Origin of the sequence: Dyadobacter psychrotolerans (assembly GCF_004349265.1) — a bacterium.
In the GTDB taxonomy this organism is placed as follows: domain Bacteria; phylum Bacteroidota; class Bacteroidia; order Cytophagales; family Spirosomataceae; genus Dyadobacter; species Dyadobacter psychrotolerans.
Genome location: NZ_SMFL01000006.1, coordinates 366,896 through 391,037, shown reverse-complemented (window position 1 = coordinate 391,037; position 24,142 = coordinate 366,896). Strand labels below are relative to the sequence as shown.

The 24,142-nt window shown below is 41.1% G+C and carries 28 protein-coding genes; 13 read left to right on the top strand and 15 right to left on the bottom strand.

The genetic code is table 11. From position 1 onward, the window contains the following. Positions 1-167: 167 nt before the first annotated feature. Positions 168-551, top strand: a complete 384-nt coding sequence (locus E0F88_RS18820) for a hypothetical protein (protein ID WP_131959809.1) — start codon at positions 168-170, stop codon at positions 549-551. A gap of 40 nt (positions 552-591) precedes the next feature. Here E0F88_RS18820 and E0F88_RS18815 read toward each other — a convergent pair whose 3' ends face one another. Beyond that, positions 592-1,446 (bottom strand): helix-turn-helix transcriptional regulator, encoded by an 855-nt coding sequence (locus tag E0F88_RS18815; protein ID WP_220466329.1) that lies wholly within the window; start codon positions 1,444-1,446, stop codon positions 592-594. 184 nt (positions 1,447-1,630) lie between these two features. On the opposite strand from E0F88_RS18815, the gene E0F88_RS18810 reads away from it, so the two are divergent. The 8 genes from E0F88_RS18810 (at position 1,631) to E0F88_RS18780 (ending at position 8,383) form a co-directional block, all read left to right on the top strand. After that, positions 1,631-3,001 (top strand): ATP-dependent DNA helicase, encoded by a 1,371-nt coding sequence (locus E0F88_RS18810; RefSeq protein WP_131959807.1) that lies wholly within the window; start codon positions 1,631-1,633, stop codon positions 2,999-3,001. Between the two features lie 12 nt (positions 3,002-3,013). Next, the gene (locus E0F88_RS34330; protein WP_229213828.1) at positions 3,014-3,175 is read left to right on the top strand and encodes a hypothetical protein; all 162 of its coding nucleotides are present in this window, start codon (positions 3,014-3,016) and stop codon (positions 3,173-3,175) included. Next, a complete protein-coding gene (locus tag E0F88_RS18805; RefSeq protein ID WP_229213827.1) occupies positions 3,111-3,284 on the top strand; it encodes a DUF433 domain-containing protein in 174 nt (57 codons plus the stop codon). The genes E0F88_RS34330 and E0F88_RS18805 overlap by 65 nt, the downstream gene beginning before the upstream one ends. Then, the gene (locus tag E0F88_RS18800) at positions 3,281-3,616 is read left to right on the top strand and encodes a DUF5615 family PIN-like protein (protein WP_165940104.1); all 336 of its coding nucleotides are present in this window, start codon (positions 3,281-3,283) and stop codon (positions 3,614-3,616) included. Before E0F88_RS18805 ends, E0F88_RS18800 begins: the two co-directional genes overlap by 4 nt. Positions 3,617-3,618: 2 nt before the next feature. Then, positions 3,619-4,137, top strand: coding sequence for an AAA family ATPase (locus tag E0F88_RS18795; RefSeq protein ID WP_131959805.1), 519 nt, complete (start codon positions 3,619-3,621; stop codon positions 4,135-4,137). Between the two features lie 246 nt (positions 4,138-4,383). Next, on the top strand, positions 4,384-5,319 hold the full coding sequence (locus E0F88_RS18790; protein ID WP_131959804.1) for an AAA family ATPase: 936 nt from the start codon (positions 4,384-4,386) through the stop codon (positions 5,317-5,319). Between the two features lie 3 nt (positions 5,320-5,322). After that, positions 5,323-6,384: a hypothetical protein gene (locus E0F88_RS18785; RefSeq protein WP_131959803.1), complete on the top strand. Its 1,062-nt coding sequence runs from the start codon at positions 5,323-5,325 to the stop codon at positions 6,382-6,384. A 304-nt stretch (positions 6,385-6,688) separates the two neighbouring features. Beyond that, on the top strand, positions 6,689-8,383 hold the full coding sequence (locus E0F88_RS18780; protein ID WP_131959802.1) for an SWIM zinc finger family protein: 1,695 nt from the start codon (positions 6,689-6,691) through the stop codon (positions 8,381-8,383). A gap of 108 nt (positions 8,384-8,491) precedes the next feature. On the opposite strand, the gene nadD is transcribed toward E0F88_RS18780, so the two are convergent. From nadD to E0F88_RS18745, 7 genes are all read right to left on the bottom strand, one after another. Further along, positions 8,492-9,064 (bottom strand): nicotinate (nicotinamide) nucleotide adenylyltransferase, encoded by a 573-nt coding sequence (gene nadD / locus E0F88_RS18775; RefSeq protein ID WP_131959801.1) that lies wholly within the window; start codon positions 9,062-9,064, stop codon positions 8,492-8,494. Positions 9,065-9,095: 31 nt separating this feature from the next. Continuing rightward, positions 9,096-9,665 (bottom strand): guanylate kinase, encoded by a 570-nt coding sequence (gene gmk / locus E0F88_RS18770; RefSeq protein ID WP_131959800.1) that lies wholly within the window; start codon positions 9,663-9,665, stop codon positions 9,096-9,098. A 10-nt stretch (positions 9,666-9,675) separates the two neighbouring features. Next, positions 9,676-9,966, bottom strand: a complete 291-nt coding sequence (locus E0F88_RS18765) for a phosphohydrolase (RefSeq protein ID WP_229213822.1) — start codon at positions 9,964-9,966, stop codon at positions 9,676-9,678. An 80-nt stretch (positions 9,967-10,046) separates the two neighbouring features. After that, positions 10,047-10,634, bottom strand: coding sequence for a sigma-70 family RNA polymerase sigma factor (locus E0F88_RS18760; RefSeq protein WP_229213821.1), 588 nt, complete (start codon positions 10,632-10,634; stop codon positions 10,047-10,049). Between the two features lie 243 nt (positions 10,635-10,877). After that, on the bottom strand, positions 10,878-11,381 hold the full coding sequence (locus E0F88_RS18755) for a hypothetical protein (protein ID WP_131959798.1): 504 nt from the start codon (positions 11,379-11,381) through the stop codon (positions 10,878-10,880). After that, positions 11,378-12,217 carry a rod shape-determining protein MreC gene (gene mreC / locus E0F88_RS18750; RefSeq protein ID WP_131959797.1) on the bottom strand — a complete coding sequence of 280 codons (840 nt, stop codon included), beginning with the start codon at positions 12,215-12,217 and terminating at the stop codon, positions 11,378-11,380. The genes E0F88_RS18755 and mreC overlap by 4 nt, the downstream gene beginning before the upstream one ends. A gap of 66 nt (positions 12,218-12,283) precedes the next feature. Next, positions 12,284-13,309 (bottom strand): rod shape-determining protein, encoded by a 1,026-nt coding sequence (locus tag E0F88_RS18745; protein ID WP_131959796.1) that lies wholly within the window; start codon positions 13,307-13,309, stop codon positions 12,284-12,286. Between the two features lie 311 nt (positions 13,310-13,620). Here E0F88_RS18745 and E0F88_RS18740 point away from each other — a divergent pair, with 311 nt between their 5' ends. The 3 genes from E0F88_RS18740 to E0F88_RS18730 are packed head-to-tail and all read left to right on the top strand — an operon-like array spanning position 13,621 to position 16,757. Next, positions 13,621-15,120 carry a GH3 auxin-responsive promoter family protein gene (locus tag E0F88_RS18740; protein ID WP_131959795.1) on the top strand — a complete coding sequence of 500 codons (1,500 nt, stop codon included), beginning with the start codon at positions 13,621-13,623 and terminating at the stop codon, positions 15,118-15,120. A gap of 24 nt (positions 15,121-15,144) precedes the next feature. After that, complete coding sequence (locus E0F88_RS18735) at positions 15,145-16,308, top strand: 1-deoxy-D-xylulose-5-phosphate reductoisomerase (protein WP_131959794.1); 1,164 nt, start codon at positions 15,145-15,147, stop codon at positions 16,306-16,308. Then, positions 16,308-16,757 (top strand): hypothetical protein, encoded by a 450-nt coding sequence (locus E0F88_RS18730; RefSeq protein WP_131959793.1) that lies wholly within the window; start codon positions 16,308-16,310, stop codon positions 16,755-16,757. Before E0F88_RS18735 ends, E0F88_RS18730 begins: the two co-directional genes overlap by 1 nt. Before the next feature lie 77 nt (positions 16,758-16,834). Here E0F88_RS18730 and E0F88_RS18725 read toward each other — a convergent pair whose 3' ends face one another. From E0F88_RS18725 to E0F88_RS18700, 6 genes are all read right to left on the bottom strand, one after another. Next, positions 16,835-17,599, bottom strand: a complete 765-nt coding sequence (locus E0F88_RS18725) for a glycosyltransferase family 2 protein (protein ID WP_131959792.1) — start codon at positions 17,597-17,599, stop codon at positions 16,835-16,837. 36 nt (positions 17,600-17,635) lie between these two features. Beyond that, positions 17,636-18,469 carry a glycosyltransferase family 2 protein gene (locus E0F88_RS18720; RefSeq protein WP_131959791.1) on the bottom strand — a complete coding sequence of 278 codons (834 nt, stop codon included), beginning with the start codon at positions 18,467-18,469 and terminating at the stop codon, positions 17,636-17,638. Between the two features lie 57 nt (positions 18,470-18,526). Further along, on the bottom strand, positions 18,527-19,345 hold the full coding sequence (locus E0F88_RS18715) for a phytanoyl-CoA dioxygenase family protein (RefSeq protein WP_131959790.1): 819 nt from the start codon (positions 19,343-19,345) through the stop codon (positions 18,527-18,529). A gap of 94 nt (positions 19,346-19,439) precedes the next feature. Continuing rightward, positions 19,440-20,375: a hypothetical protein gene (locus E0F88_RS18710; RefSeq protein ID WP_131959789.1), complete on the bottom strand. Its 936-nt coding sequence runs from the start codon at positions 20,373-20,375 to the stop codon at positions 19,440-19,442. A 175-nt stretch (positions 20,376-20,550) separates the two neighbouring features. Then, complete coding sequence (locus E0F88_RS18705) at positions 20,551-20,931, bottom strand: four helix bundle protein (RefSeq protein ID WP_131959788.1); 381 nt, start codon at positions 20,929-20,931, stop codon at positions 20,551-20,553. 203 nt (positions 20,932-21,134) lie between these two features. Then, positions 21,135-22,016 (bottom strand): class I SAM-dependent methyltransferase, encoded by an 882-nt coding sequence (locus E0F88_RS18700; protein ID WP_131959787.1) that lies wholly within the window; start codon positions 22,014-22,016, stop codon positions 21,135-21,137. Positions 22,017-22,212: 196 nt separating this feature from the next. Between E0F88_RS18700 and E0F88_RS18695 the strand changes: the two genes are divergently transcribed. Beyond that, positions 22,213-23,406 carry a M20 metallopeptidase family protein gene (locus tag E0F88_RS18695; protein ID WP_131959786.1) on the top strand — a complete coding sequence of 398 codons (1,194 nt, stop codon included), beginning with the start codon at positions 22,213-22,215 and terminating at the stop codon, positions 23,404-23,406. On the opposite strand, the gene E0F88_RS18690 is transcribed toward E0F88_RS18695, so the two are convergent. Continuing rightward, positions 23,384-24,133 (bottom strand): polyprenol monophosphomannose synthase, encoded by a 750-nt coding sequence (locus E0F88_RS18690; protein ID WP_131959785.1) that lies wholly within the window; start codon positions 24,131-24,133, stop codon positions 23,384-23,386. The two genes, E0F88_RS18695 and E0F88_RS18690, sit on opposite strands and share 23 nt — an antisense overlap. Positions 24,134-24,142 lie beyond the last annotated feature (9 nt).

Here is a 24,142-nt window from a genome sequence, read left to right as displayed (position 1 = left end):
TGATATCAGGATTCGAAAGCTGTGAAAAATTCAGACACGGTACAAACATATCTGCAATCTTTTAAACGTGTTGTATTAATGAAAATTCAATTTCCGCAGAAAACTATTTCGGACGTCAATTATATGAGTAGATTCGCCTTTGAATTAAAATTGACATGATGTTTAGCATGATACGGCAAATTATTGCGATAGGGTTTATAACAGGGTTGTTAGCGTGTTCTTCCCAGCCAGACAAATTAGGTCGCTTAGATCTCAAAAAATGGCGCGGAGACCGCGGCGGCTGCAAAAACGAGAGGACTACCCAAACAGAAGACTTCAAAGCTGAGCAGAAACAGCTTATGGGAAAATTTATCGATGAAGTAGGTACTATCCTTGGCCGGCCGGACATCCACCAGCTTGGAGAGCGCAACCAGAAATTCTATGTTTATTTTTTAGAAAAAGGTACGCATTGCGAGGATAGTAAACTGAACTCGAAGGCTAAAAAGGTTATTTTGAAATTTAATGCCGTGGGGTTATTGTCGGAAATTACCTATCAGGACCGGCCTTTGTGATGAGTTGCAGACTTTCCAAGTTTCCAAAACTTGGAAAGTCTCAGAAATGAGGACTCAGCACTTCTGCATCGGGTCCGAGTTCAAAAATTTTTGACTTCAATTCTCTGTTTGTATAAACTGTCCATTCAAAATCGATATACTCTGATGTTTCGGAAACTTCGGTTTGAGACAAATGCCAGGGTTTTGTCCGGATATAAAACGCCCTTGGCTTTTTTACTCTGACAGCTACCGTTGTCAATTCTCCTTCCAGACTTACACCAATAAGATTGTTGAAATAAGTTGCCGGATCGGGCATTTTATCCAACGCTAATTTTTTATCAGACATTTTCACATCTTCAATTCTGTCCAGTGCAAAGTTCTGATAAGCCAGTCTTCCCGCGTCGTACGCAATCAAAAACCATCTTTGATTGTATTCTTTCAAAAAAATCGGAAGAATAATCCGCTCCTGCGGTTGTCTTTCAAAAGGTTTGTAAATCAGTAAAATTGTCTTTCGGCCAACGATATAGTCGTACAAAACCCGGATCCAGTTCTGGCCCGAATATTCTGTTCTTTCAAATTGTAAACGCGGATCCCCCTGCGCGTCCGTTGCCCTCACCCGCCTCTCCAGCGCCAGGAAAACTTTATCCAAATCCAGTAAAGCCGCTTTCGGAGCCAGATGATAAAGCTGATTAAGGTAAGTTACCATTTCATTTGTTTCCTCATATTTTATTCCTTCCAAAGCGTTAATTAAAGAAAAAGCCTCTTTGTAATAAAACTTCTGATGCTTGTTGCCTTTGGGAATTGAGGCACCCAGATCCCTTAAAAACTGAATATCCGCCCGCACTGTACGTCCGTTGATGTTAGGGTCAATGGGCTCACAAAATTTCACCAATTCCGCTGCTGAACAGGAATTCATAGTCCGTAACTGCTGATGAATTTTAAAAACCCTGCGAAGTCGCTTATCAGGTCCAGAAGAAGTGGTTCTTGGCATAAAACTATTTTTTCATAAAGGTACATCAACGGCAATAAAACCGTATATGATATTTTTAATCCTTTAAACACCAGCTTACTTTTGTCATGGTTAAAACAACACAACGTCTATGATGACGACAAATACCTCCTTTACCATTTTTGATTTTCTTTCTTTTGAAGCTACCCGTGAGCAGGCGCAAGCTCTCTACAAACTGGAAGAATTTTTTGACAGGGAAAACGGGGAAGATGTTTTCATTCTGCGTGGAGCGGCCGGCACCGGAAAGACTTCACTGGTGAAAGCCGTTGTAGATTATCTTGAAAAACTGGAAATCAGCTGCTACCTCACTGCGCCAACCGGACGGGCGGCAAAAGTGTTGCGCTACAAAACCCGTAGTCTTGCGTATACTGTTCACCATACGACTTACAAGGTAATCCCAACCGAAGACGAACGCGTTGTGATGGATCGCCGGGCAAATACACAGGATGCTTACAGCATTTTCATAGTGGATGAGGCTTCTATGATCAGCGATGCACAAAATAATGGTGGCAGTTTCATCACGCCCAATTCCATGCTCTTTGACCTGTTGACATTTGTCAAACAGGGAAATGCGCATAATAAAATCGTTTTCATAGGCGACAAATACCAACTCGCTCCGGTAAATGAAGCAGAATCGGTTGCACTCAATCTCAGCTACTTTCTGAAAAAATATCGGTTAACAGGACAGCAAGCCGAACTAAATGAGGTAAAACGCCAAACCGGCCAATCGCCGATTGTGGCACTGGCGCACGATATCCGCAGAAAGAGCGATGATGGACGCGCATTGGGAAAAATCGCTGTGAACCGGCTAGGCAATTACACCGCCGGAGTAACCCGCTACCTGAATCTGTACGACACAAACCGGCCGGACAATGTAGTTATGATTGGTTGTGCGAACAAAAACGTACAGAAATTCAACGAAATCGTGCGTGACCATATGGGTTTGACAGGCACACTCGCTATTGGCGACCAGGTGGTGCTGAACGAAAACTGGATTGGCAATCAGCATCTGATCGTAAAAGGCGAAACCGGTTTGGTGCGTGAAATTTGTGATGCGGTAGAAAAGCGTGTCGACCTTGAATTTGTAACCGCAAAAATCGAATTCCGTGGTCCCGATCACCAACCGTTGCTGATCACCACGAAAATATTACTTGATACCCTGCGCACCGACAACGGCTCCATTCCCGGCGAAATGCTTAAAAACCTGAAACACGACCGCATGGCTAAAAACCATGATTATCGCGCCAATCCACATCCCGCCAATGATGCTTACATGGGAGCCATGCGCCTGCGCTATGGACACGGACTCACGGGAAACAAAGCGCAAGGCGGAGAATGTAACCACGTATTGCTGCATCCCTGGTTCCCTGAAAATGACTATCGGTATGCCTACACCGCCGTGACCCGCGCAAGGGAAACTGTAACGAGCTGGGAGCAGGGAAGCGACTGGTGGCAGAGGTGAAAACCGATGCTTATGAAAATTTGTATATTTGATAAAATGAACCATTACTATGCAAAACTGGCAGGAACGAATCAGCTTGAATCCGGAAATAAGGTTTGGGAAACCATGTATTACCGGCACCAGAATAACGGTATGGGATATTTTGGGATGGTTGGCGAGCGATATGAGCTATGATGAAATCCTGGAAGATTTCCCGGAATTGTCACGGGCTGATATTCTGGCTGCATTGGCGTTTGCAGCTAACAGGGAGGAGAATACGAAGATTTTGATAACGGCTGTATGAAATTCTTGTTTGATGAAAACATTTCGTATCGCATTGTCAAGCAGATAAGCGACTCTGTGCCTGGAAGTATTCATGTAAGCCAAACCGGATTAAATAGACCACCATCCGATCGCGAAATATGGAATTTTGCAAAAGCCCATAACTTCCTGATCGTAACATTTGATGAGGATTTTCAGGATTTGGCAAATGTTAATGGATTTCCTCCAAAAGTGATTTTACTCAGAACAGGAAACTCGTCAACCCGATACGTTTCCGAACTACTGCTGAACAAATTACCTGACATTACACAATTTTACCAATCAGAAGTTTACGGGCTTCTGGAAATATTTTAACCATGCAAACCCACCTTAAAGGCTTCGGCCTTGAAAATTTCCGCGTTTTTAAAGATTATACCTGGTTCGATTTCGCCCCTATCACCATTTTAACCGGACCGAATAGTTCGGGAAAGAGCTCTTTGAATAAGGCTTTAATGTTGATGAAGGATAATTTAAAAAAGGACGTCCAATTTACGGGAAAAGTTATCACCCGTCCCATTACCGATACTTTCAGTTTTAATTATGATGGCGAAGATCATAATCTCAGTAGTGCTAAAAATACTATAAATTTAGATTCAGAAAGTCCTTATATATCCTATTGTCTTCCAATTGATAATACTTTTAGCAACAATCAATTATTTTTAAAGATTAACCAGATTGTTAGAGAAAGAGTTTTAGGGATATATAAAGATAAAAAAGATGATACAGTCCTACGATTCCAAGATTACATAGAAATTTTAAACTCTAATGTCAAAAAATTCTTGGCATTACCAAAATCCGCAATTTATCACTTTATTGCGACTTGCCACTTCTATTAGAATTTTGCAAAAACTTAAAGATAGAAATTGAAGTATTAATATCAGATGAACTCTCATCAGGTCATGCTTCGGTATTATTTTCCGGATTTACAAAAAATTAGACGAGTTTATCCACACATTTTCAAATTTACAATGGAACAATAACAAAATTGATTTTAACAATTCTATGAAGAAAATGGGCCGTTTGTTCAGGAAAATACATTTTATGACAATGAGGCAGAAGAAGATTTTCAATATCCACAAGAAATTGATAAGCAATCATTTATTACAAAAATTAGCCATAACATAGGTTTTCAATTTGGTTTTTTACTATATGAAAATGACAAAAAAACTAGCTTTTACAAAGATATTGACTTCCCTTTCTCCAATGAAGTTCTTACTAAAATAGAATATTTTAGTAATGCTCTAAGTGTCATTTTTACTACTCCTATAAACAAATCGACAATTGATTTTTCCTTACCGAGCTTTAACAACTTAAACTATCTACCTTCCATAAAAGGCTCAAATGAGCGCTCTTATCGATCAAAGGATAATCACATCCTTAACACCTTGTTTAAACAATATTTTGAAAAATATCAAGAATCTAAAATTATCAGTGAAGAGACTGCTCAAAACAGATTTTACGATAAGTGGTTCGCAAATTTCGGGATAAAAAACATATCCCTGAATAAAAATGATCAACTGGATGCAAATTCGTATTCTGTAAATGGATTATCACATGTAGATACAGGCTTTGGAATGACACAGATAATTGCGATAATAATAAGAATATTGTCGATAGCAGAAACCGGTCTACTAAGTAGGCTAAGAAGCAGCTATATCATTATCTTAGAAGAACCAGAAGCAAATCTTCATCCAAGATATCAAAGTATGCTAGCAGACATGATTTGTGAAGCGGCTGAAACATTCAATATCCAATTCATCGTCGAAACACACAGCGAATATCTTATTCGTAAGCTCCAATACCTAACAGCCAAAAAGCAGGTCAAGCCAAGTGATAGCGTCATCTATTACTTCCACGACCCAAACAATGTACCCAAAGGAGAAAAACAAGTAAAAAAAATAGAGATATTGGAAGATGGAAGTTTATCCGACGATTTCGGGCCGGGTTTCTTTGATGAGGCTGCTAATTGGGAATTGGAATTGATACGTTTGAAGAATGCTAAAAACCGTAATAATTGAGGTATGGCTAATGTACGGTTCGAGGTTTATTTTGACGAGAAGTTTATTGACGCGATTGATAACGAGCTTGACAATGACGACATTCATTTTCAAGACTTTTTAAGGTTCTGCAAAAAATTTCATGGAGGAGAAGTTGAAATTTTCACCGACCTACCAATTGAAGAAATTTCATCAAAAAGAAAAACATCAAGAATTTCGAATAACATTGTATCCAGTGGAACGCTTAATACAAACTCATTACCGAACTTAAATCAGCAGGTAACGCTCGATAATTTTTACTCAAATACTACCGGATACAAGCTTTTCTTTTTAGAGCGGGATGATATCAATGATTTAAGAAGAAACTTTGGCTTGCTGTATTTCAATTCAACCCTCCTTTTGAGGGATTGGAAATATTTTTCAGCGGAAAGAGAGGATCTTTGCCTGCCAATTACTAATGAACCAGAATGTTCCCCCCGTTTTGACAGTTGGAATTATTTACAAAAATTCCCTCATCCAATTAATTCAATCATTATTTGCGACAGGTATATCCTGCAAGATAAAAGAAGTTTCAGAAGTAATCTCTTTGAGATATTGAAACAGCTTAGATTCAGGAATTTGCTTAAAACTCAGATTGAAATTTTGATAATTTCAGAGCTAGCAAACCCGCGGCAAAGCATTGATATAGAAGATTATGGAAATACCATAAAAGATCAACTAAGAAACTTTCATGGGATTCGAGACATTAAAATAAATTTAGTTAAGCTTATTGTCGATGAGTCCAACCAAGGGAAATTTTATAGAGAACACGGTAGAAGTCTGATCACCAACTATTGGTATATGAACCCACAAAACTCGTTCAATTTCTTCAAGTACAACAATTCAACTGGAGCTTTAAATTTGACAGTAGAAGACAACATGGACTTCCGATTTGTTTTCCGAAAGGATGTACGTAACCTACTGAAAGCAAGGCTCAGAATATTCAAAGACACTACTGATAATATTGAGGATACACAAACTCAAAAACGCATATACGGCTACCCAGAAATAACTAAAAAGTCGAGATTATTGCCAATGGAAAACTGACTAGCCGGCAACAAAGTCAACCGCCTTTTAACGTAACCAAGAGGCTACCTACGGAGCCAAAACCTATCTCCGCTTATTATGGCTATAAACAGGAAACTCTTACAGAGTTATTTAAAAGCCAAATCCCGACGCATCCAACCTGTCTTCCTGGCAGCCAAAGTTCCGTTAGGAACTTCCTGTTTATAGAAAAATAATCAGGTCAAAAAAAACGTGGCTCCATCGGAGCCTCCAATCCAATGTAAACGGTTTTGAATATCATTTCCATCCCATTAAATTTGAACAATCAAAATAGCCTTTGGCATCTATGAACTTAAAAAACTTCCAATCTCATATCTCAACTACCATCCTCCAGCGTGGAAAAGCATATTTTGATGAAGGTGCCGTCAGCATTCTTGACGAAGCTGAGGACGGAATCTGGTGCGCGGAGGTAGAAGGGTCGGAGGTGTATTCGGTGGAGGTTGAACTAACTGACAATGATGAAATAGAGGGATATTCCTGTGATTGTCCGCATGATGCGGATGTTTGCAAACATATTGTGGCTGTTTTTTATGAACTTAAAGATCGGATCAAAGTCATTAAATTAAAACCCAAAAAGAAGAAAGATCAGGCTTTGTCTTTTAGCGAATTGCTGAAAAAAGTCACTGTTTCTGAACTGAAGGGGTTTGTAGAGCTTTACGCACGAAACGACAAAAGTTTCAAAAACCAGTTTGAACTTCATTTCGCCAATAAAGATGAGAAGGTAGATTTAGAAAAAAGATACTCGGAATTGATAAAGAAAGCCATCCGCTCCTCTATGAGCCAAGGGTTTGTCGATTACTATTCTGCTGGCGATTTATCAGGAAAGATTGATAATTTTCTGGATAAAGCGAAGGATGCTTTTGAAAACCAAAACTTTAAAGATGCTTCCATTATCGCAAGGGTGGCTTTGAAACAATTGGTGGAGGATGTCATTCCCAATGCGGATGATTCCAATGGCGATATTGGCGATACGATCTCAAATGCAATTTCTGTATTGAGATCAATAGCCGAATCGGAGCTTTGTGCACGGGAGCTAAAAGGAAACATGCATGATTTCCTGGCTAAAGAACTCGGCAACGATGTCTACTTTGACTATGGGGACTTTGGCGAGGACTGTTTTGAGATATTCCGGTATTTGTCTGTTCAACTTAACAGGCCAGAAGCATTTCTGTCATTTAGCAATCGTTCCGTAAAAAAGCGAACGGAAGTATGGGCAGACAATTACAGGGCGGAATATTTTATCAAACAAACAATCCTGTTTTTTCAAGAAACAGGAAATACGCCTGAAGCAGAAAAACTGATCCGGCAAAATATGGATATCGTTGAAGTGAGGCGGAATGTTGTTAATGAAGCGATTAATAGAAAAGAGTACACTGAAGCAAAAGAATTAATTTACCAGGGAATAATTCTGGCTGAAAAAAGGCAGCATCCCGGTACGGTTTCAGAATGGCAAAAAACGCTTCTCCGAATTGCCGATCTGGAGGGCGATGTAATCATGCAAAGACATTTCAACCTCCTTTTTGCCTTTGACCGTAGTTTTGAAAAAGAGTATTACCAAAAGTGGAAGAAGACTTTCGCAAAGGAAGAATGGGAAGCGGAATTTGGTAGTTTAATTCAAAAAATAGTTGATGAGGTTGAATTGGAGGCGGAGAAACATTTTAACAATCATTGGTGGTCTAAAAACAGTGCTTTGTTAAACCGGCTTGCGCCTATTTATGTGCAGGAAAAACACTGGTACAAACTTTATGAACTCGTGGAAGCATATCCAAGCCTGGAAGTGTTGCTGAATTATATGAAATACCTGGCCGCAGATTACCAAACCAAACTTATCGATTTACTTTTTCCGGCACTGCTGCTAGCCGGAGATAAGGCGGACTCGCGTTCGGGGTATGCGCAAATTGCTTCCAATATGCAAAAAATCATCAAACTGATGCCGGAAGGGAAAAACAAGATTTTGGAAGCAGCCCAGGTTCAGGGCTAAATATCCAAGAAGGCCTGCGATGCTGGATGAATTGAAAAAGGTGAGGTGAACGTTAGGCTTCCCAAGACTTTCCAAGTTTTGGAAACTTGGAAAGTCTAAACAAACAATCTACAAATAAAATTTCTTAATCCGGATCATCTGCTCCACAGCCTCCGGAACCATATAACGTATGGATGTTCCCTTTTTCAGGCAGGACCTGAGAAACGTTGCAGAGATGTCCAGCAACGGAGCTTCCACAAAACGTACCGAAGGATGATCTTTGAAGTTGTGTGCTGCGGAGTCGGGGCGGGGGTAAACGTACAAACCAACGTACTCAAGAATTTTGTCATGATTTTTCCATTTTGGAAACTGTGACAAATTGTCTTCTCCCATGATCAGCTTAAATTCATGCTGCGGAAATTTTTCCTGTATACGAATCAGCGTATCAATGGTGTAACTCGGTTTCGGCATGTGAAACTCGACGTCAGTAACTTTTAAAAGAGAATTGTCAGCAATGGCACGCTGCACGAGATCGTAGCGGTCAAATTCGTGGAGGAGACTATTATTTTTTTTAAAGGGATTCTGCGGGCTGACTACAAACCAAACCTGTTCAAGATCGGTGGCTGTGGCCATGGTATTGGCAATGATCAGATGGCCAATGTGGATGGGATTAAATGATCCAAAAAACAGGCCTATTTTCATTACAAATGCTTTATAGAGAATAATGTTTGTGTCAGGAAGCGATAAATTCCAGTACCATCTTTTCTGCCTTTTTCAGCGTTTCTTCCAGATCATCATTTACAAGCGTAACATCGAATTTGTCTTCAAAGCTAAGTTCATATCTGACTTTACCCAAACGCGTTTCCAAAGATTTTTCTGTTTCTGTACCTCTTTCGCTAAGGCGACGGATAATTTCCTGTTCGGAGGAAACTTTAACAAATACAGCCAAAGCACTTTCCCGGTAAATTTCTTTCAGTTTTAAGCCTCCTTTTACATCGACATCAAACAGGACGTGCTTTCCTTCACTCCACAAACGTTCAATTTCTGTTTTGAAGGTACCGTAATAATTGCCGGCATACACTTCTTCCCATTCAGCAAATTCATTATCAGCAATTTTCTGCCTGAATTCCTTTTTAGGTATGAAATAATAATCCTTTCCGTCTATCTCATGATCACGCCGTTCCCTTGTAGATGCGGAAACAGAAAATGCCAGAAGGTCAGGATGTTTTTTTAAAAGATGCCGTACGATGGTGGTTTTACCAGATCCGGAAGGTGCAGAAAAAATGATAAGCTTGCCTTTCACGCGAACAGTATTAACTGTTTATTTTTGTAATAATTGTATCCAAAATGCTTTGCGGACAAGGCTTTTTTTGAATTTTGAGACTAAGAGAATCCTTAATACATTTCTCTAACCGGTAAGCTTCTATGCAGGGAATGCACTTATCCATGTTTTCTCTGAAATGATCCTTTTCGGCGTCGGTCGCTTCGTCGTCCAGTATCGCCTGAATGATTTTCATACATTCAGCACGATGCTCGCAATTATGCTTCATGGTTTTGTTTTGCGCTTCTTCTGTGACAGAAGGCGTATTCAAAGATGCATTCATTACCAATAATGATAAAAAGAATTTGGAATATGTACAGTTGTACCTTATAACCAAATAGGTTGCAAAAAAAGTTTCACAACTTATGAATCATACCCCATTGAACTCGCATAACTCTTTAGTTTTTCTTTCAAAAGGTTACGTGCACGGTGTAATCTGGACCTCACAGTTCCGATCGGAATGTCCAGGATTTTGGCCATTTCCTCGTATGTAAAACCTTCAATATCACAAAGTATAATAACAGTCCTAAAATCGACAGGAAGTGCGTTCAAAGCATTTGCAACTTCATCTCCGATCAATTCCTGCACAGCATCGGCACGAAGATCAACTGTATACGTTGTGTCCGATGCTTCCTCAGAATTATAGGTTGTTTCTACCTCCTGATAATCGACTTTGGAAGGCTCTTTACTTTTTTTACGATAATCGTTTATAAAACTGTTTTTCAGGATACGAAAAAGCCAGGCTTTCGCATTTGTACCCTGTTCAAAAGAAGAAATAAACCTGAAAGCTTTAAGATATGTGTCCTGAACCAGGTCGTTTGCATCGTCTTCGTCCATGGTAAGACGGAAGGCGAAGTTGTACATGGAATCAATATGTGGCATGAATTCACGGTTAAAAACCTCATATCGAAGGTCGTCCGTATATCCATTATTCGTTAGTGTTTCTGACATGGCAACTGACATAGGAATGCTGAATTTACAAAGATTAACAACAGCTCCAAACGGTACAAATTAAAATTTGATGAATGGCCTTTTGAAGCAGTGGAAAAGCCATTTATACGCGATAAAAAATCTACGATCTTAAAAACCCTGCCAACTGACAAATTATTAAAACCTTGAATTGCTATTTACCGCTATTACATGTATATACATCAAATAACGAGCCAGGTAACATACACCCGTCAAATTGTCATACTAACGTTTTGAAAAAAGTTCCAGGATGACAATCATTACTGTTGTAAGAAGTACACTGGCCGCAATTCGTATGGTGGTGTACAGGATCATCCCGACATTGTTCATTTCTATCAGAAACAACATAGCGTGGTGCACAAAGATGAGTGGCATGATATAGGCCAGGAAGGAGCCTAGACCCTGAGACCGTATTCCCACTTCCGGACGTTCTGAACCCTTTGCGTCGGTTTGATACTGAATTAAAAAAGGCCGGAGATATGCGATGAGTACGGTAGCCGAAGCATGCATACCAAAGGTGTTGGAAAACACATCTACTACGAACCCTGTTGCAAAACCAATAAGAAGTAAATACAGCCTGTCAATATCGGCAGGCAGCAAAAGAACGCCGGCGATGTATACAAAACAGAAGGCATAATTAAATAAAACCAGATTCCGCATGATGAATATCTGCAGAAACAGGTATAGCAAAATCATTAAAGTATATTGAATGGTTTCGCGTAAACTCATTTTAGCTCTTCAGTACGTGATTTAAGTTGTTGCTGTTCCCCAAGTTGGTGATTTTGTACCACATAGACATATGAAAGGTTTCTAAAGTCTGTGGCGAGCCGCAGAACGATGTTGTAAAATGTCTGATCCGGGTGTACCGTAACACTCTCAACCTTGCCCACCATGATCCCCGGCGGAAAAACCGAGTTTTGATTAGAGGTAACAGCAGAGTCTCCTTTGAAAATCTTTGTATACTTCGAAACATCTATCAAGTCGATCACATTCGGATCTTTCCCGGACCATTTGGCATAACCGATTTCGTTGCTCCTGATCAGCCTGGATGACACCATAAACTGTGAATGCAGGATAGAAGTTATGACGGAATAATTTTCGGAACAAAAACGAACCTTCCCCACCACGCCGGTTGCTGAAATAACACCCATTCCCGGTTTAATTCCATGTGCTGTGCCTTTGTCAATGGTAATGACATTGTTCGTTTTGGTAGTCTCGTTGTCGACTACCTTGGCGACCGTGTAAGTAAACCTTGAAGCGAAAACAGAATCGGGCACATAGCCTGCCGGAGCATCTGTCGGTTTGCTTTGGCTCAGAGCTGCAAGCTGTGCATGCAGACGGGCATTTTCACTGGCCAGGTCGGCATTGATCTCACCAAGCTTGGTGTATTCCTTTGCAGAATTGGATAACGTCAACGTTTTGGCAACGTAATAATTAGAAGTGTTAAAGTAGGTAGCACCCCAATAGGAATTGTTACGCACGATCAACCATACACTGAGAACTTCCAGCAATACAAATACCAAAAAGAAACGATTCCTGAAAACGAAATCAACAAGCTGGAGCATGGGCTTAAATGTTCACCCGCAGTTTATTCAACAGAACCTGCTGAATAAACTGTGAACGATCCGACACTACGAAATCAATACAGGCTTATAAAGTTCCAGGTTTTTCAGAACTTCTCCGGTACCTTTTACAACTGCCTTTAACGGATCATCGGCAATATGAACCGGTAATTTGGTTTTTTGGGAAATACGGCGGTCCAAACCATGTATAAGGGCACCACCACCGGTAAGCCAGATACCATTTTTGAAAATATCCGCAGAAAGCTCCGGAGGAGAAATTTCCAGCGCTTTCATTACACCTTCTTCTATTTTGGAAATGGATTTATCCAGAGAATAAGCAATCTCGCTGTATGTAACCCGAATTTCTTTGGGAATACCAGTCATTAAATCCCGGCCGCGAACCTGGTAATCTTCCAAAGCAATTTCCAGTTCAGGAGAAGCAGATCCGATTGCCATTTTAATAAGCTCAGCAGAACGTTCCCCGATCAGCAAGTTGTGCTCACGGCGCATGTAATCTACGATATCACGCGTGAAAACATCACCTGCAATACGTACCGACTGCTCGCAGACAATACCGGAAAGAGCAATAACAGCAATTTCGGTCGTACCTCCGCCAATGTCTACAATCATCACACCGTTTGGCTGGGTAATGTCAATGCCGATACCAATGGCCGCGGCAATGGGCTCATGAACCATGTATACTTCTTTGGCTCCCGCATGTTCACAGGAATCCTTCACAGCACGTTTTTCAACCTCGGTAATACCAGACGGAATACAAACCACCATTCTGTGTGAAGGTGTGAAAAAACGGCTCCCGGTGTCGATCATTTTGATCATACCCCGGATCATCATTTCTGCTGCTGTAAAGTCTGCGATTACACCGTCTTTAAGTGGACGGATCGTCTTTATATTTTCGTTGGTCTTCTCGTGCATCTGCATAGCTGTGTGTCCTATCGCTAACACTTTGCCGGTGGTTTTATCCATGGCAATAATCGAAGGCTCATCAACAACTACTGTATCTTTATGGATGATCAGGGTATTTGCAGTCCCTAAATCAATCGCTATGTCGCTTGTCAAAAAATCAAACAATCCCATATATTTTTTTAAAATTTCCCTCTCTTTGATTTCAGGTGTGCAAAATTACAGATAATTACCCACAAACAAAGGCATTTAATAAATTTCACCAACTGTATTGTTATACGTTTAGAAAGGGCTTAAAACGGGCTGTTTTTGCCATGTAAAACTAGTTGTAAGCAGGTCAGTTTTTGTATAGATGTTTATCTATTTTACCTTTTGAAAAGCAAAATATTTCAAGATGTAAACAAGTAAACAAAGGCTCAATGCTGTTTCGGGTGAAAGGGCATTGAGAATAGAATTTACAAATCCTGTGTACATTTGTTTTTACTATGGGAATCAAAGCATTTTTAAGTGAGCCCCTGGCTCGTTATATCGTTGCTCAGCAACATGAATGGATTGCAGCAAGCAGGGAAGTCCAGGAAAAATGGCGTACAGGCCTGGTACAAAAAGCCATGAATACGCAGTTCGGAAAGGATCATTTCTTTAAAGATATTCATTCCTATGTGGATTTTAAAAGTGCTGTTCCGGTAAGCGACTATGAAGATTTAAAAGGTTACATATCAAAGATTAAAGAGGGCGAAGAAAATATTTTATGGCCCGGCAAACCTTTATATTTTGCAAAAACATCGGGAACAACTTCCGGAACAAAATATATCCCTATTTCAAAAGACTCGATTTCAAATCATATCAACTCCGCCCGCAATGCCATATTGACTTATATTGCTGAAACGGGCAAGGCACAATTTCTGGATAATAAACTCATTTTTTTGTCGGGCAGTCCTGTACTTACCGAAACTGGTGGTGTGCTGACAGGCCGTTTGTCCGGAATTTCCAATCATCATGTTCCGGCTTACCTGCGTGCCAATCAGCTGCCCAGCTACGAAACCAATTGTATAGAAGATTGGGAAACGAAGCTTGACAAGATTATTGATGAAACCATAGATCAGCCCATGTCGCTGATTTCAGGCATTCCGCCCTGGGTTCAAATGTATTTTGACAGAATCATTGCCCGAACAGGAAAAAAGATCAAAGACGTATTTCCCGAATTCTCCCTGTTCATTTACGGCGGCGTGAATTTTGAACCGTACAGAGCCAAACTTTTCGAATCGATCGGAAAGCCAATCGACTCTATTGAGCTTTATCCGGCATCAGAGGGTTTTTTCGCCTATCAGGATTCACAGGATGAGGAAGGGCTTTTGCTGCTTCTTGACACCGGAATTTTTTACGAATTTATACCAACAGAAAACTTTTTCGATGAAAATCCAAAACGCCTGTCGATCGGAGAAGTGGAAATAGGGAAAAACTACGCCATGATCATCAATAACAATGCAGGGCTTTGGGGTTATTCACTTGGCGATACTATTCGTTTTGTATCTACCAATCCCTATCGGGTTTTAGTGACCGGCAGAATCAAACATTTTATTTCTGCTTTCGGAGAACATGTGATAGGGGAGGAAATCGAAAAAGCGCTGAGGTATGGCATGGAGCGTCATCCGGAGGTAGAAGTGGTTGAATTCACGGTTGCACCAATGGTTGCGCCTGAGCAAGGCGGCCTGCCGTATCATGAATGGCTGGTAGAATTCGCTACCTTACCGAATAATATGGAGCAGTTTGTACAGGATGTCGACAGGCGCCTGACCGAACTAAATGTTTATTACGACGATCTGATCAAAGGAAGTATTTTAAGACAACTGGTTTTGAAACCTTTACGTAAAAATTCCTTTATTGATTACATGCGTGCAAGCGGCAAACTTGGCGGGCAAAATAAGGTTCCGCGCCTTTCCAATGACCGCAAGATTGCGGATGAGCTGACTAAAATTAACCAGTGACGGCCATTACATGAAAGTATTTTTATGACAAAAAAACGAATAGCTATCCTGGGATCAACCGGTTCTATCGGCACCCAGGCACTGGAAGTAATTGCAGCAAATCCTGAAACATTTTCGGTTGAGGTACTTACGGCGCAGGATAATGCTGATTTACTTATTAAACAGGCCGCAACATTTTTACCCAGAGAGGTTGTCATCGGAAATAAAACACTGCATGATAAAGTTGCCTCAGCGCTGTCCGGCTTTCCAGTTAAAGTTTACAGCGGTGCAGATGCGTTGGTATCCGTGGTTGAATCCGAAACAATTGATACCGTACTCACGGCAATGGTCGGTTATGCAGGATTACTTCCTACGATACATGCCATAAGAGCCGGCAAGGATATCGCCCTCGCAAACAAAGAAACGCTTGTGGTGGCAGGAGAGTTGATCATGAATCTTGCCAAAGAATATAAAATCAATATATATCCGGTTGATTCAGAGCATTCTGCTATTTTTCAGTGCCTGGCTGGTGAGTCAGAAAATAAGATTGAAAAAATTATTTTAACTGCCTCCGGCGGGCCGTTTCGCGGAAAAGACCGGACGTTTCTGTCTTCTGTAACCAAACAGCAGGCACTCAAACACCCAAACTGGGCGATGGGGGCTAAAATCACGATCGATTCAGCAACTTTGATGAACAAAGGTCTGGAAGTGATAGAAGCAAAATGGCTGTTTGATCTGAGAGCAAGCCAAATTGATGTTATCGTACATCCGCAAAGCATTGTTCACTCGCTGGTTCAGTTTGAGGACGGGAGTTTAAAAGCACAGATGGGCTTACCTGATATGAAGTTGCCGATTCAGTACGCGCTTCACTATCCATTACGATTGAAATCAGATTTCCCCAGATTTAACTTCCCGGATTTTCCTTCGCTTACCTTTGAAAAACCGGATCTCGAAACTTTTCGTAACCTGGCTGTGGCTTATGAAGTTCTGGAAAAAGGCGGAAATGCGGCCTGTATCATTAACGCTGCCAACGAAATAGCAGTAGATGCTTTTCTTCATGACCGGATCGGATTTCTTGAAATCTCAGACGTAATCATTGATACATTAGCTAAGACTGAATACATCCAAAATCCAACCTATTCTGATTATGTTCAAACAAATGAAGCAGCAAGACGTTTTGCTTCTGAAATGATACCGGTGAAAATATAATGAAAACCCTTTTGCTTAAATATCTGTCCGTTGCCCTGGCGAGTATGCTGAAATTTTTCGGCGGACCCATAACCGGAGTTATTCTAAAACTGAACTGGCTTGAAACAGCTTTTTTTTCAGCCTTTGGTATGATGTTCAGTGTGGTACTGCTAACTTTTGCAGGAAAGGGTGTTCAGGCTTTGGTAAAAAAACATCGTAAAACCCCGTCAAAAAGGTTTAGCAGAACCAACCGTCTGGCCGTCAGGATATGGAAGAAATTTGGCATAATCGGAATTGCCTTTTTAACACCCCCGCTTTTTACTCCGATTTTCGGGCCTCTGCTGGCTGTAGCGTTTCGTGTTCCGCGTACTTCTATCTTTTTGTGGATGTCAATAAGCGCCGTTGTCTGGGGACTGGCAATTTCCTATCTGGCGCATAAGATGACGTTTATCCAGGAATGGATCAGGTAAGAAGTATTAAGTTTTTAGTAGACAGTTCGCAGACTAAGTAAGTTGTTACTGTAAACTTAAAACTGTGAACTTAACTATTACCTGCTCACCTCCTTCGTCGGAGCGACGGATTTTTTCATAAAATCACCTTGTGAGAAATATTTTTCAATCAGGCAGTACATCAGGATAAAAAAGTACCGGCTACCCATTTCCTTAATTTTAAGTTTTGATTCACCGTATTTACGGTTGGTCCAACTATTTGGCACTACGGCATAATTGTAGCCGCGCACCATTGCTTTTAGCGGGAGTTCAATGGTGAGGTTAAAGTGCGGAGCCAGAAAAGGTTTTATGCCCTCTATGGTCTCTCTTTTGTATAATTTAAATGCGTTGGTAGTGTCATTATATTTAATGCCCATTACCATCTTTACGATAAAATTGGCAACACGGTTGATCACTTTTTTCACTGCCGGATAATCTACTACTTTTCCACCTTTTTCCCAACGCGAGCCAAAAACGCAGTCATAATTGCCTTCAAGCATTTTGAAATAATACTTTACTAAATCCTCAGGGTCATCGGACATATCTGCCATAAACACCGCGACGCAGTCTCCTTTAAAGCGTTCCAGGCCATAACGAACAGCGTATCCAAAACCATTAGGACCCGGATTGGTATAGTAGGTTAATGTTGGAATTTCCAGCGAAAGCTCATCAAGGACTCTTAATGTACCATCTTTGGAATTGTCGTTTGTGACGCAAATTTCGTGAGGTATATTGTATTTATTTAAGGTTCCGTAAAGAGATCTTAACGTGTGCGATATAGATTCCTCCTCGTTATAAGCTGGTATTACGATGCTTAGCTTCATGTAGGTTAATGTGATGAAAACAGTACAAATTAAAGATTATAAATCGGAACCTCCAATTTTTTCGGCTTCCGATAGGTAAGCGTTGTATTTTGAAACCGTTTTCTGAATGGTATTGTCATAACGAAGATCAAGCCATTTGTTGACGTTTTCAAACATCTCCTTCCTGTTTTCCCAAAACCGTATATTGGTTTGTGCATGTACGTTGCTTAGTCCCGCACTATGCTTCCGGTAAATTCCCATGTTCTCCGGTAAATAACCGATTTTACCATGCGCTGCCAGCTGAATAACTACTGCCCAGTCGCCTGCAGCCGCTGATGCATGCCAGTCTGCAAAGTCATTGATCAGAAAATGATTTCGATATAACCAGCTTGCGGTGGCCATAAACCATTTGTCTTCCAGAATATCTTCAATCGTCGAAACAAGTTTTTGGTCTGCATTATTGAAAAAATGGCTTGGCGAACCATCTTCATAAATCACTTCAACGTTGTGATGGCAAATTGCGAAGTCGGGATTTGCATCAAGAAAATTGACCTGTTTTTGAAGTTTGAGCGGATCTGTCCAGTAATCATCACCTTCGCACATGGCCACATATTCCCCCCTGCAGGCTTTTAGTAAAGCGAGTACGTTGTTTCTGCCAGCAAATTCTTTGGGTTCTGTTGGGCCCTGATTTTCTTTGTGTAAAAAGGCGTTGATTCTGCCGGGATATCTTTTTATATATTCCCGGATAATTTCCTGAGTACTATCCGTAGAAGCATCATCACCGATCACAATTTCAAACGGAAACGTCGTTTGCTGCATCAAAGCACCATCGAGCATTTGGGCGATATACTTTTCGTGGTTATAGGCAGGTACGCAGACAGATACTTTCATAAGCTAAAAAGCACCAGCCGGATGAAGGCTGATGCTTAAAATATAAATCAGAATAAATTAACTGAATATCTCAACAAGCTGATTTGTTGTAGGAAAATCAGGTGTAACCAACTCGCTTTCAGGTTTGTAGATATAGGCCATCGGATAACCTCTTTCAATAAAAGTGGGCTCGTCAAGATTGTTATACCGAAGTTGCACCGACCAGCGTATGTTGTTCGTAATGTTGTTTCCTGACTGATGAATCAAAAATGCGGAGAAAATCAGAATATCACCAACTTTAAATTCGGTTTGTAAAAAGTCTGTTTCTTTTAAAGTTGAAGTAATTCCTCCCTGATAACCCGAAGTGCTGGATTCCTGCAAACCTGATTTATGGCTACCTGGAATAACCTGTAACGCACCAATATCTGCACCTGCATCTACCATCGGAAACCAAATCACGGCACTGTCCAGTGAACCCTGCCCGGTGCGCCAGTCCTGATGCGCATCGAGTTTCCAGTGTTTACTGCCATCTTTTGACAAAAAACGACTGTTAAACTGCATGGCTGCACGTGCTCCGATAATCGGATTTGATAAACCTACTTCCTTTAATAAATTTTCAATCTTAGGATCAAGGCCAAGTCTGTGCAGCGAAAAAGTATGCTGTACTGTTTTCCCGGTATTGACAAATGCATTAAAATCTTTTTCAAAAAACTCAAACATTGCATTTTCAAAACCATCACGGTCATCGATGTCAACTGTTTTACCGGTAACATGTTTGATCTGTGTTGCAAATATTTTCCGGGCTTCCTGATAGATCACATTTATTTCTTCTTTATCCAGAAAATTTCTGAGAAGAATGTATCCGTCTTTATTAAACTGTTCGCGAAGTGTACTCATTTTATGATCAACTTTTTAAAAGATATTACCTTCAAAACTATCATTTCGTAAAGTGCAAACGTATGACCTTCGTCAGTCGCGTCTGTAACAATTATTAATCTTCCCAAACAGCATAAGCAAAACCGGCAGCACCAAAACCATTTCCGTTGTACAGCAAATATTTTTTGCCGTTATGGGTATAATAATTGGCGTAATTGATCATCTGATAATCAAAATCTTCCGGATTTTCTGATTTTGCTATTCCAACCAGGTTGTCTTTACGCTCCCAGTTTGTTCCGTCAACAGACTCTGCATAACCCAGGCGGTAACTTTGGTTACGGTCCGTGCGGTAGTCTCTGGTATGACGGTAGGAATAATACATTTTATAAAGTCCGTCTTCTTTGAAAACACTTGGCCGTCCAACTGCATGCAGGAAATCGTCAAATTCCAAAGTTGGAACATCGCTGATATCCCAGTGAATTCCGTCTTTTGAAGTTGCTGATTGCCCACGGTAAAATGGCTCAGGATACCCGTGAATGTATTCACACTTATGACCTGAAATGTACCACATGCGCCATGTTCCGTCGTCTTCACGGATTACTGACGGCTGCGCTGCCCATAACGGATTTTCTATGCTGCGATCCATAATCGGGCCAACAAACATTTTTTTGAAGGAAAGCCCGCCATCGGTGCTTACCGCAAGCCCCATCGAAAGTCTGTATGAGTTCCAGGTACGGTTCCAGCCGGTATAATAAAGCCAGATTTCGCCATTTGGCATGTCAACAAACCAGGACGGCATAGCGCCGGTTTCATCGTATTCGCCCGGTCCGCCGAGTTCCAGTATTGGTTTGTCGTGTATGTAAAGAATCTTCTGAGGATCGTCGTAATCTACATCCAGGAAAGTCGGGCGGGACTGTCCGCTCGCATCACGGGAGGAAAAATAGATGCGTAAAAAATCTTTATGTTTATATGCAAACGGAACCTGAGCATGCGATAAGCTATGAGCAAGTGTACCGTCCGGTTTATATACTACTCCTTTTTTAACCCACATTTTTTAAAGTCTTTAGTTGTTAGTAAACAGTTCACAGGTGGCTGTAACTGGTTATTTGAGTTTAATGAATTTTATGCACAACTTTTCCTTGAGTTTTTAGTCTTGACCGGGCCGCCGGTGCGGTAAACAATTTATACGTGGCGGCAACTAATTATTTGAGTTTAATTAGTTCCACTTATGTTCTATCGGGGATAATAAATTTCTCCGGATGATCCATCATATAAGTTAGCAATTTTCCTACTTCTCTGCTTTGACTGTAAAGAAGATTAAAAGTATCCGAGTTTATACAATCACATTCTTTGGAGAATAATAACCATACCTGTGTCTCACTGTTTTCACTATCAGAATCTGAAAGTTTGGAAATGAAATGAGCTTTGTATCTTCTTTTACGATAAGCCTCAATATTAGCACAAACAGAGCGCGAACTTCTCCGAATCTGGTCCGTTAAAGAAAACTTTTCTTCCTTAGGAAAATTTTTACTCAACTGAAATATTTTCATGGAAAGATCAAACCCCTTTTGAAACGCAATCAAATCTCTGAAATCACTGTAAGCCATCGAAAAGCAAAGTTATTACAAAGCCAAAGATACCAAATATCATAAAGAACACTTGTCTTCAAATACTTATGACTAACAGGACTAGGCGCTCACAAATCCAATACTCACCTCGAACTGAAAACTGTTTACTAAAAACTTATGACTACCAGATTCTCGTTATGCGCACGGTAAACTGTGAACTAAAAACTGTAAACTAAATACTCCTAATCAACAGCCTTCTCCGCCCGCAGTCTCCAGTTGTCGACAAAGTCTTTTCCAGGAATAGGAAGGTCGATATCTACTTCAGGTGCTTTTGCTGTTACGCGATACTCCATGATGTAAAATGCGTTTCCAAAAACGTAGTGTAATTTGAAATTTTCTACGTTTGCCGGCACATCTTCAATAGGTACTTCGGCACGGAAAAGCGGGTTTGCTTTTAAGAGAGTAGCATAAGTAGGGGTATTCCGTAACCATGGTGCCACACTTTCATCACCAACTACAACCTTGCCGCCAGGGCGTACAACGCGGGTCAATTCGTCAAACGCTCTTTTTCTTTCTGAAAAAGTATTGATCCCTCCAAAATGGAAAACGGCATCAAAAGTATCGTCAGCAAACGGCAAATAAGATCCGTTTCCAAGGAAATAATGCACATTTACATCTTCAGTAGAAAGTTTTTCCTGAGCCAGTTTAAGCATATTAGGAGAAAGGTCCGACAATACAGCCGTTCCTCCGGGTCTTACTTTATCAAGAATAAGTGCAGAATCTTTTCCGGTTCCAGCGCCAACTTCCAGTGCCTTCATACCCGGTTTTAGCTCCATCAGGTCGATAAAGAACTTACGGGTAGCAGCTTCATCCGAATGATTCAGTGTTTCAAAAACCCAGGAAACGCCTTTGTCGTAACGAAGAAATGCCTGATCATAAAGATATTGTTCTCGGGCGTCACCGGGAAGTAACTCCTTGGGATATAACATGTTGACGATACCTGTCTCGCCAACTTCATAAATGATACCGTCCGCACTGGTTAGTGTTTTGCCATCTTCGGCAAGTGTAAGTGTGCCGCCAGTTAGTGGACAAACCAGCGATTCTAAAAACTCCTTATGATCCATTTTGTATTTTGCTTATTGATATATCGCTTCAAAATTACTTTTTTTCTTTGAAGATCGTTCAAAGAAACGAGGCTTCTTCGCAAATGGTATAATTCCGTGCCCTGATGTCTTCATCATTATCTCCGATTCTATTTAGTTTGTACCTTTGGGGACAATTCGGGAAATTACCGCCCTTTTTAAACAGTCTGGTTTCATTATGTCTCAGCTTCAGGAAAAAATAAAGGCACTTGCCAAAGAACAGTCAGCACAGGTTATCGCTCACAGACGCCATCTTCACAGTAATCCTGAACTTTCTTTTGAAGAATTTAAAACGGCAGGTTACGTCGCACAGCAACTTCGTGCTATTGGGCTCGATCCTCAGGAAGGTTTTGCAGGAACCGGTGTTGTTGCTATTATTGAGGGGAGAAATGCAGAATCTAGAACGGTCGGCTTAAGGGCTGATATGGATGCTCTTCCTATTTTGGAAGCAAATGATGTTCCTTATAAATCACTTGTTCCTGGTGTGATGCACGCTTGCGGGCATGACGTACATACATCCAGTTTACTGGGAACTGCAAGAATTTTGCACCAGTTGAAGGACGAATTTGACGGGACAATAAAATTGGTATTTCAGCCCGCAGAGGAAAAAGCGCCTGGTGGGGCCTCTCTCATGATCAAAGAAGGTGTGCTTGAGAATCCACGGCCGGCCAGTATGGTTGGTCAGCATGTTGCACCAAATATTCCGGTCGGTAAAATCGGATTCAGGGAAGGCATGTACATGGCGAGCACCGATGAACTTTATCTGACAGTAAAGGGCAAAGGCGGCCATGCGGCGGCTCCGCACCAACTGGTGGATCCGGTGCTGATGGCTTCGCATATCATTGTGGCACTGCAGCAGATTATCAGTCGCAACCGAAATCCTGCAAATCCGGCGGTACTTTCATTCGGGCGTTTTATTGCAGATGGTGTAACCAATGTCATTCCCGACGAAGTTACGATTCAGGGTACATGGCGGTGTATGGATGAAGTCTGGCGTGCAGAAGGACTTGGTAAAATGAAAAAACTGGCGGAAGGTATCGCCGAATCCATGGGCGGCAGCTGTGTTTTTGATATCGTTCACGGATACCCCTTCCTGAAAAATCATCCCGAACTGACGCGTAGAATCAGAACTGCCGCAACGCAATATATGGGTGCAGAAAACATTGTGGATCTTGATCTCTGGATGGCGGGAGAAGACTTCGCCTTTTATTCTCAGGTTGTTGATTCCTGCTTCTATCGGCTGGGAACACGTAACGAAGCCAGGGGAATAGTATCAGGCGTACATACGCCAACTTTCGATATTGACGAATCTGCACTAGAAATTTCAACGGGTCTGATGAGCTGGCTGGCTATTGCTGAACTGGCGTCTTAGGAATATAACGTTTAAAATAGCTGTTGATTTTAAGGCTTATCACACCCAGGATCGCCTCTTTAAAAATTCCTCGGGACATTTTGGAGGCACCCTTGGTTCTGTCTGTAAAAATGATGGGCACTTCGGTAATATCAAATCCGTATTTCCATGAATTGAACTTCATCTCAATCTGAAAGGCGTAACCGATAAACCGGATATTGTCCAGATTAATGGTTTCCAAAACTTTGCTGGTGTAACAGATAAATCCTGCCGTGGGATCCATAATCGGCATTCCGGTAATCATTCGTACATAATATCCTGCAAAGTAGGACATCAGAACCCTGTTGATTGGCCAGTTTACAACGTTAACTCCGGTGATGTATCTCGAGCCGATTGCTACATCATGTTTTTCTACTGCGCAGGCGTGATATAAACGCAGGAGATCTTCAGGTGGATGTGAAAAATCAGCATCCATTTCAAAAATATATACATAACCCCTCTTCATGGCCCATTTGAAACCATGAATGTAAGCAGTACCTAAGCCTAATTTGCCTTTTCTTTCTTCAAGATGCAGTGATCCGCTGAATTCCGTCATCAGGCTTTTAACGATATTGGCTGTTCCGTCGGGAGAGCCGTCATCGATGATCAAAACATGAAATGGTTTACTAAGACTAAATACTTTGCGAATAATTGCTTCAATATTCTCAATCTCGTTGTAGGTTGGAATAACAACAATGCTATCGTTCACAGCTAATGG

What these genes read in the sequence shown, in the direction of transcription:
- E0F88_RS18820 (WP_131959809.1), top strand. Translation starts at nt 168, where the DNA reads ATGATACGGCAAATTATTGCGATAGGGTTTATAACAGGGTTGTTAGCG.
- E0F88_RS18815 (WP_220466329.1), bottom strand. Translation starts at nt 1,446, where the DNA reads ATGAATTCCTGTTCAGCAGCGGAATTGGTGAAATTTTGTGAGCCCATT.
- E0F88_RS18810 (WP_131959807.1), top strand. Translation starts at nt 1,631, where the DNA reads ATGATGACGACAAATACCTCCTTTACCATTTTTGATTTTCTTTCTTTT.
- E0F88_RS34330 (WP_229213828.1), top strand. Translation starts at nt 3,014, where the DNA reads ATGAAAATTTGTATATTTGATAAAATGAACCATTACTATGCAAAACTG.
- E0F88_RS18800 (WP_165940104.1), top strand. Translation starts at nt 3,281, where the DNA reads ATGAAATTCTTGTTTGATGAAAACATTTCGTATCGCATTGTCAAGCAG.
- E0F88_RS18795 (WP_131959805.1), top strand. Translation starts at nt 3,619, where the DNA reads ATGCAAACCCACCTTAAAGGCTTCGGCCTTGAAAATTTCCGCGTTTTT.
- E0F88_RS18785 (WP_131959803.1), top strand. Translation starts at nt 5,323, where the DNA reads ATGGCTAATGTACGGTTCGAGGTTTATTTTGACGAGAAGTTTATTGAC.
- E0F88_RS18780 (WP_131959802.1), top strand. Translation starts at nt 6,689, where the DNA reads ATGAACTTAAAAAACTTCCAATCTCATATCTCAACTACCATCCTCCAG.
- nadD (WP_131959801.1), bottom strand. Translation starts at nt 9,064, where the DNA reads ATGAAAATAGGCCTGTTTTTTGGATCATTTAATCCCATCCACATTGGC.
- E0F88_RS18765 (WP_229213822.1), bottom strand. Translation starts at nt 9,966, where the DNA reads ATGAATGCATCTTTGAATACGCCTTCTGTCACAGAAGAAGCGCAAAAC.
- E0F88_RS18760 (WP_229213821.1), bottom strand. Translation starts at nt 10,634, where the DNA reads ATGTCAGAAACACTAACGAATAATGGATATACGGACGACCTTCGATAT.
- E0F88_RS18755 (WP_131959798.1), bottom strand. Translation starts at nt 11,381, where the DNA reads ATGAGTTTACGCGAAACCATTCAATATACTTTAATGATTTTGCTATAC.
- mreC (WP_131959797.1), bottom strand. Translation starts at nt 12,217, where the DNA reads ATGCTCCAGCTTGTTGATTTCGTTTTCAGGAATCGTTTCTTTTTGGTA.
- E0F88_RS18745 (WP_131959796.1), bottom strand. Translation starts at nt 13,309, where the DNA reads ATGGGATTGTTTGATTTTTTGACAAGCGACATAGCGATTGATTTAGGG.
- E0F88_RS18740 (WP_131959795.1), top strand. Translation starts at nt 13,621, where the DNA reads ATGGGAATCAAAGCATTTTTAAGTGAGCCCCTGGCTCGTTATATCGTT.
- E0F88_RS18735 (WP_131959794.1), top strand. Translation starts at nt 15,145, where the DNA reads ATGACAAAAAAACGAATAGCTATCCTGGGATCAACCGGTTCTATCGGC.
- E0F88_RS18730 (WP_131959793.1), top strand. Translation starts at nt 16,308, where the DNA reads ATGAAAACCCTTTTGCTTAAATATCTGTCCGTTGCCCTGGCGAGTATG.
- E0F88_RS18725 (WP_131959792.1), bottom strand. Translation starts at nt 17,599, where the DNA reads ATGAAGCTAAGCATCGTAATACCAGCTTATAACGAGGAGGAATCTATA.
- E0F88_RS18720 (WP_131959791.1), bottom strand. Translation starts at nt 18,469, where the DNA reads ATGAAAGTATCTGTCTGCGTACCTGCCTATAACCACGAAAAGTATATC.
- E0F88_RS18715 (WP_131959790.1), bottom strand. Translation starts at nt 19,345, where the DNA reads ATGAGTACACTTCGCGAACAGTTTAATAAAGACGGATACATTCTTCTC.
- E0F88_RS18710 (WP_131959789.1), bottom strand. Translation starts at nt 20,375, where the DNA reads ATGTGGGTTAAAAAAGGAGTAGTATATAAACCGGACGGTACACTTGCT.
- E0F88_RS18705 (WP_131959788.1), bottom strand. Translation starts at nt 20,931, where the DNA reads ATGGCTTACAGTGATTTCAGAGATTTGATTGCGTTTCAAAAGGGGTTT.
- E0F88_RS18700 (WP_131959787.1), bottom strand. Translation starts at nt 22,016, where the DNA reads ATGGATCATAAGGAGTTTTTAGAATCGCTGGTTTGTCCACTAACTGGC.
- E0F88_RS18695 (WP_131959786.1), top strand. Translation starts at nt 22,213, where the DNA reads ATGTCTCAGCTTCAGGAAAAAATAAAGGCACTTGCCAAAGAACAGTCA.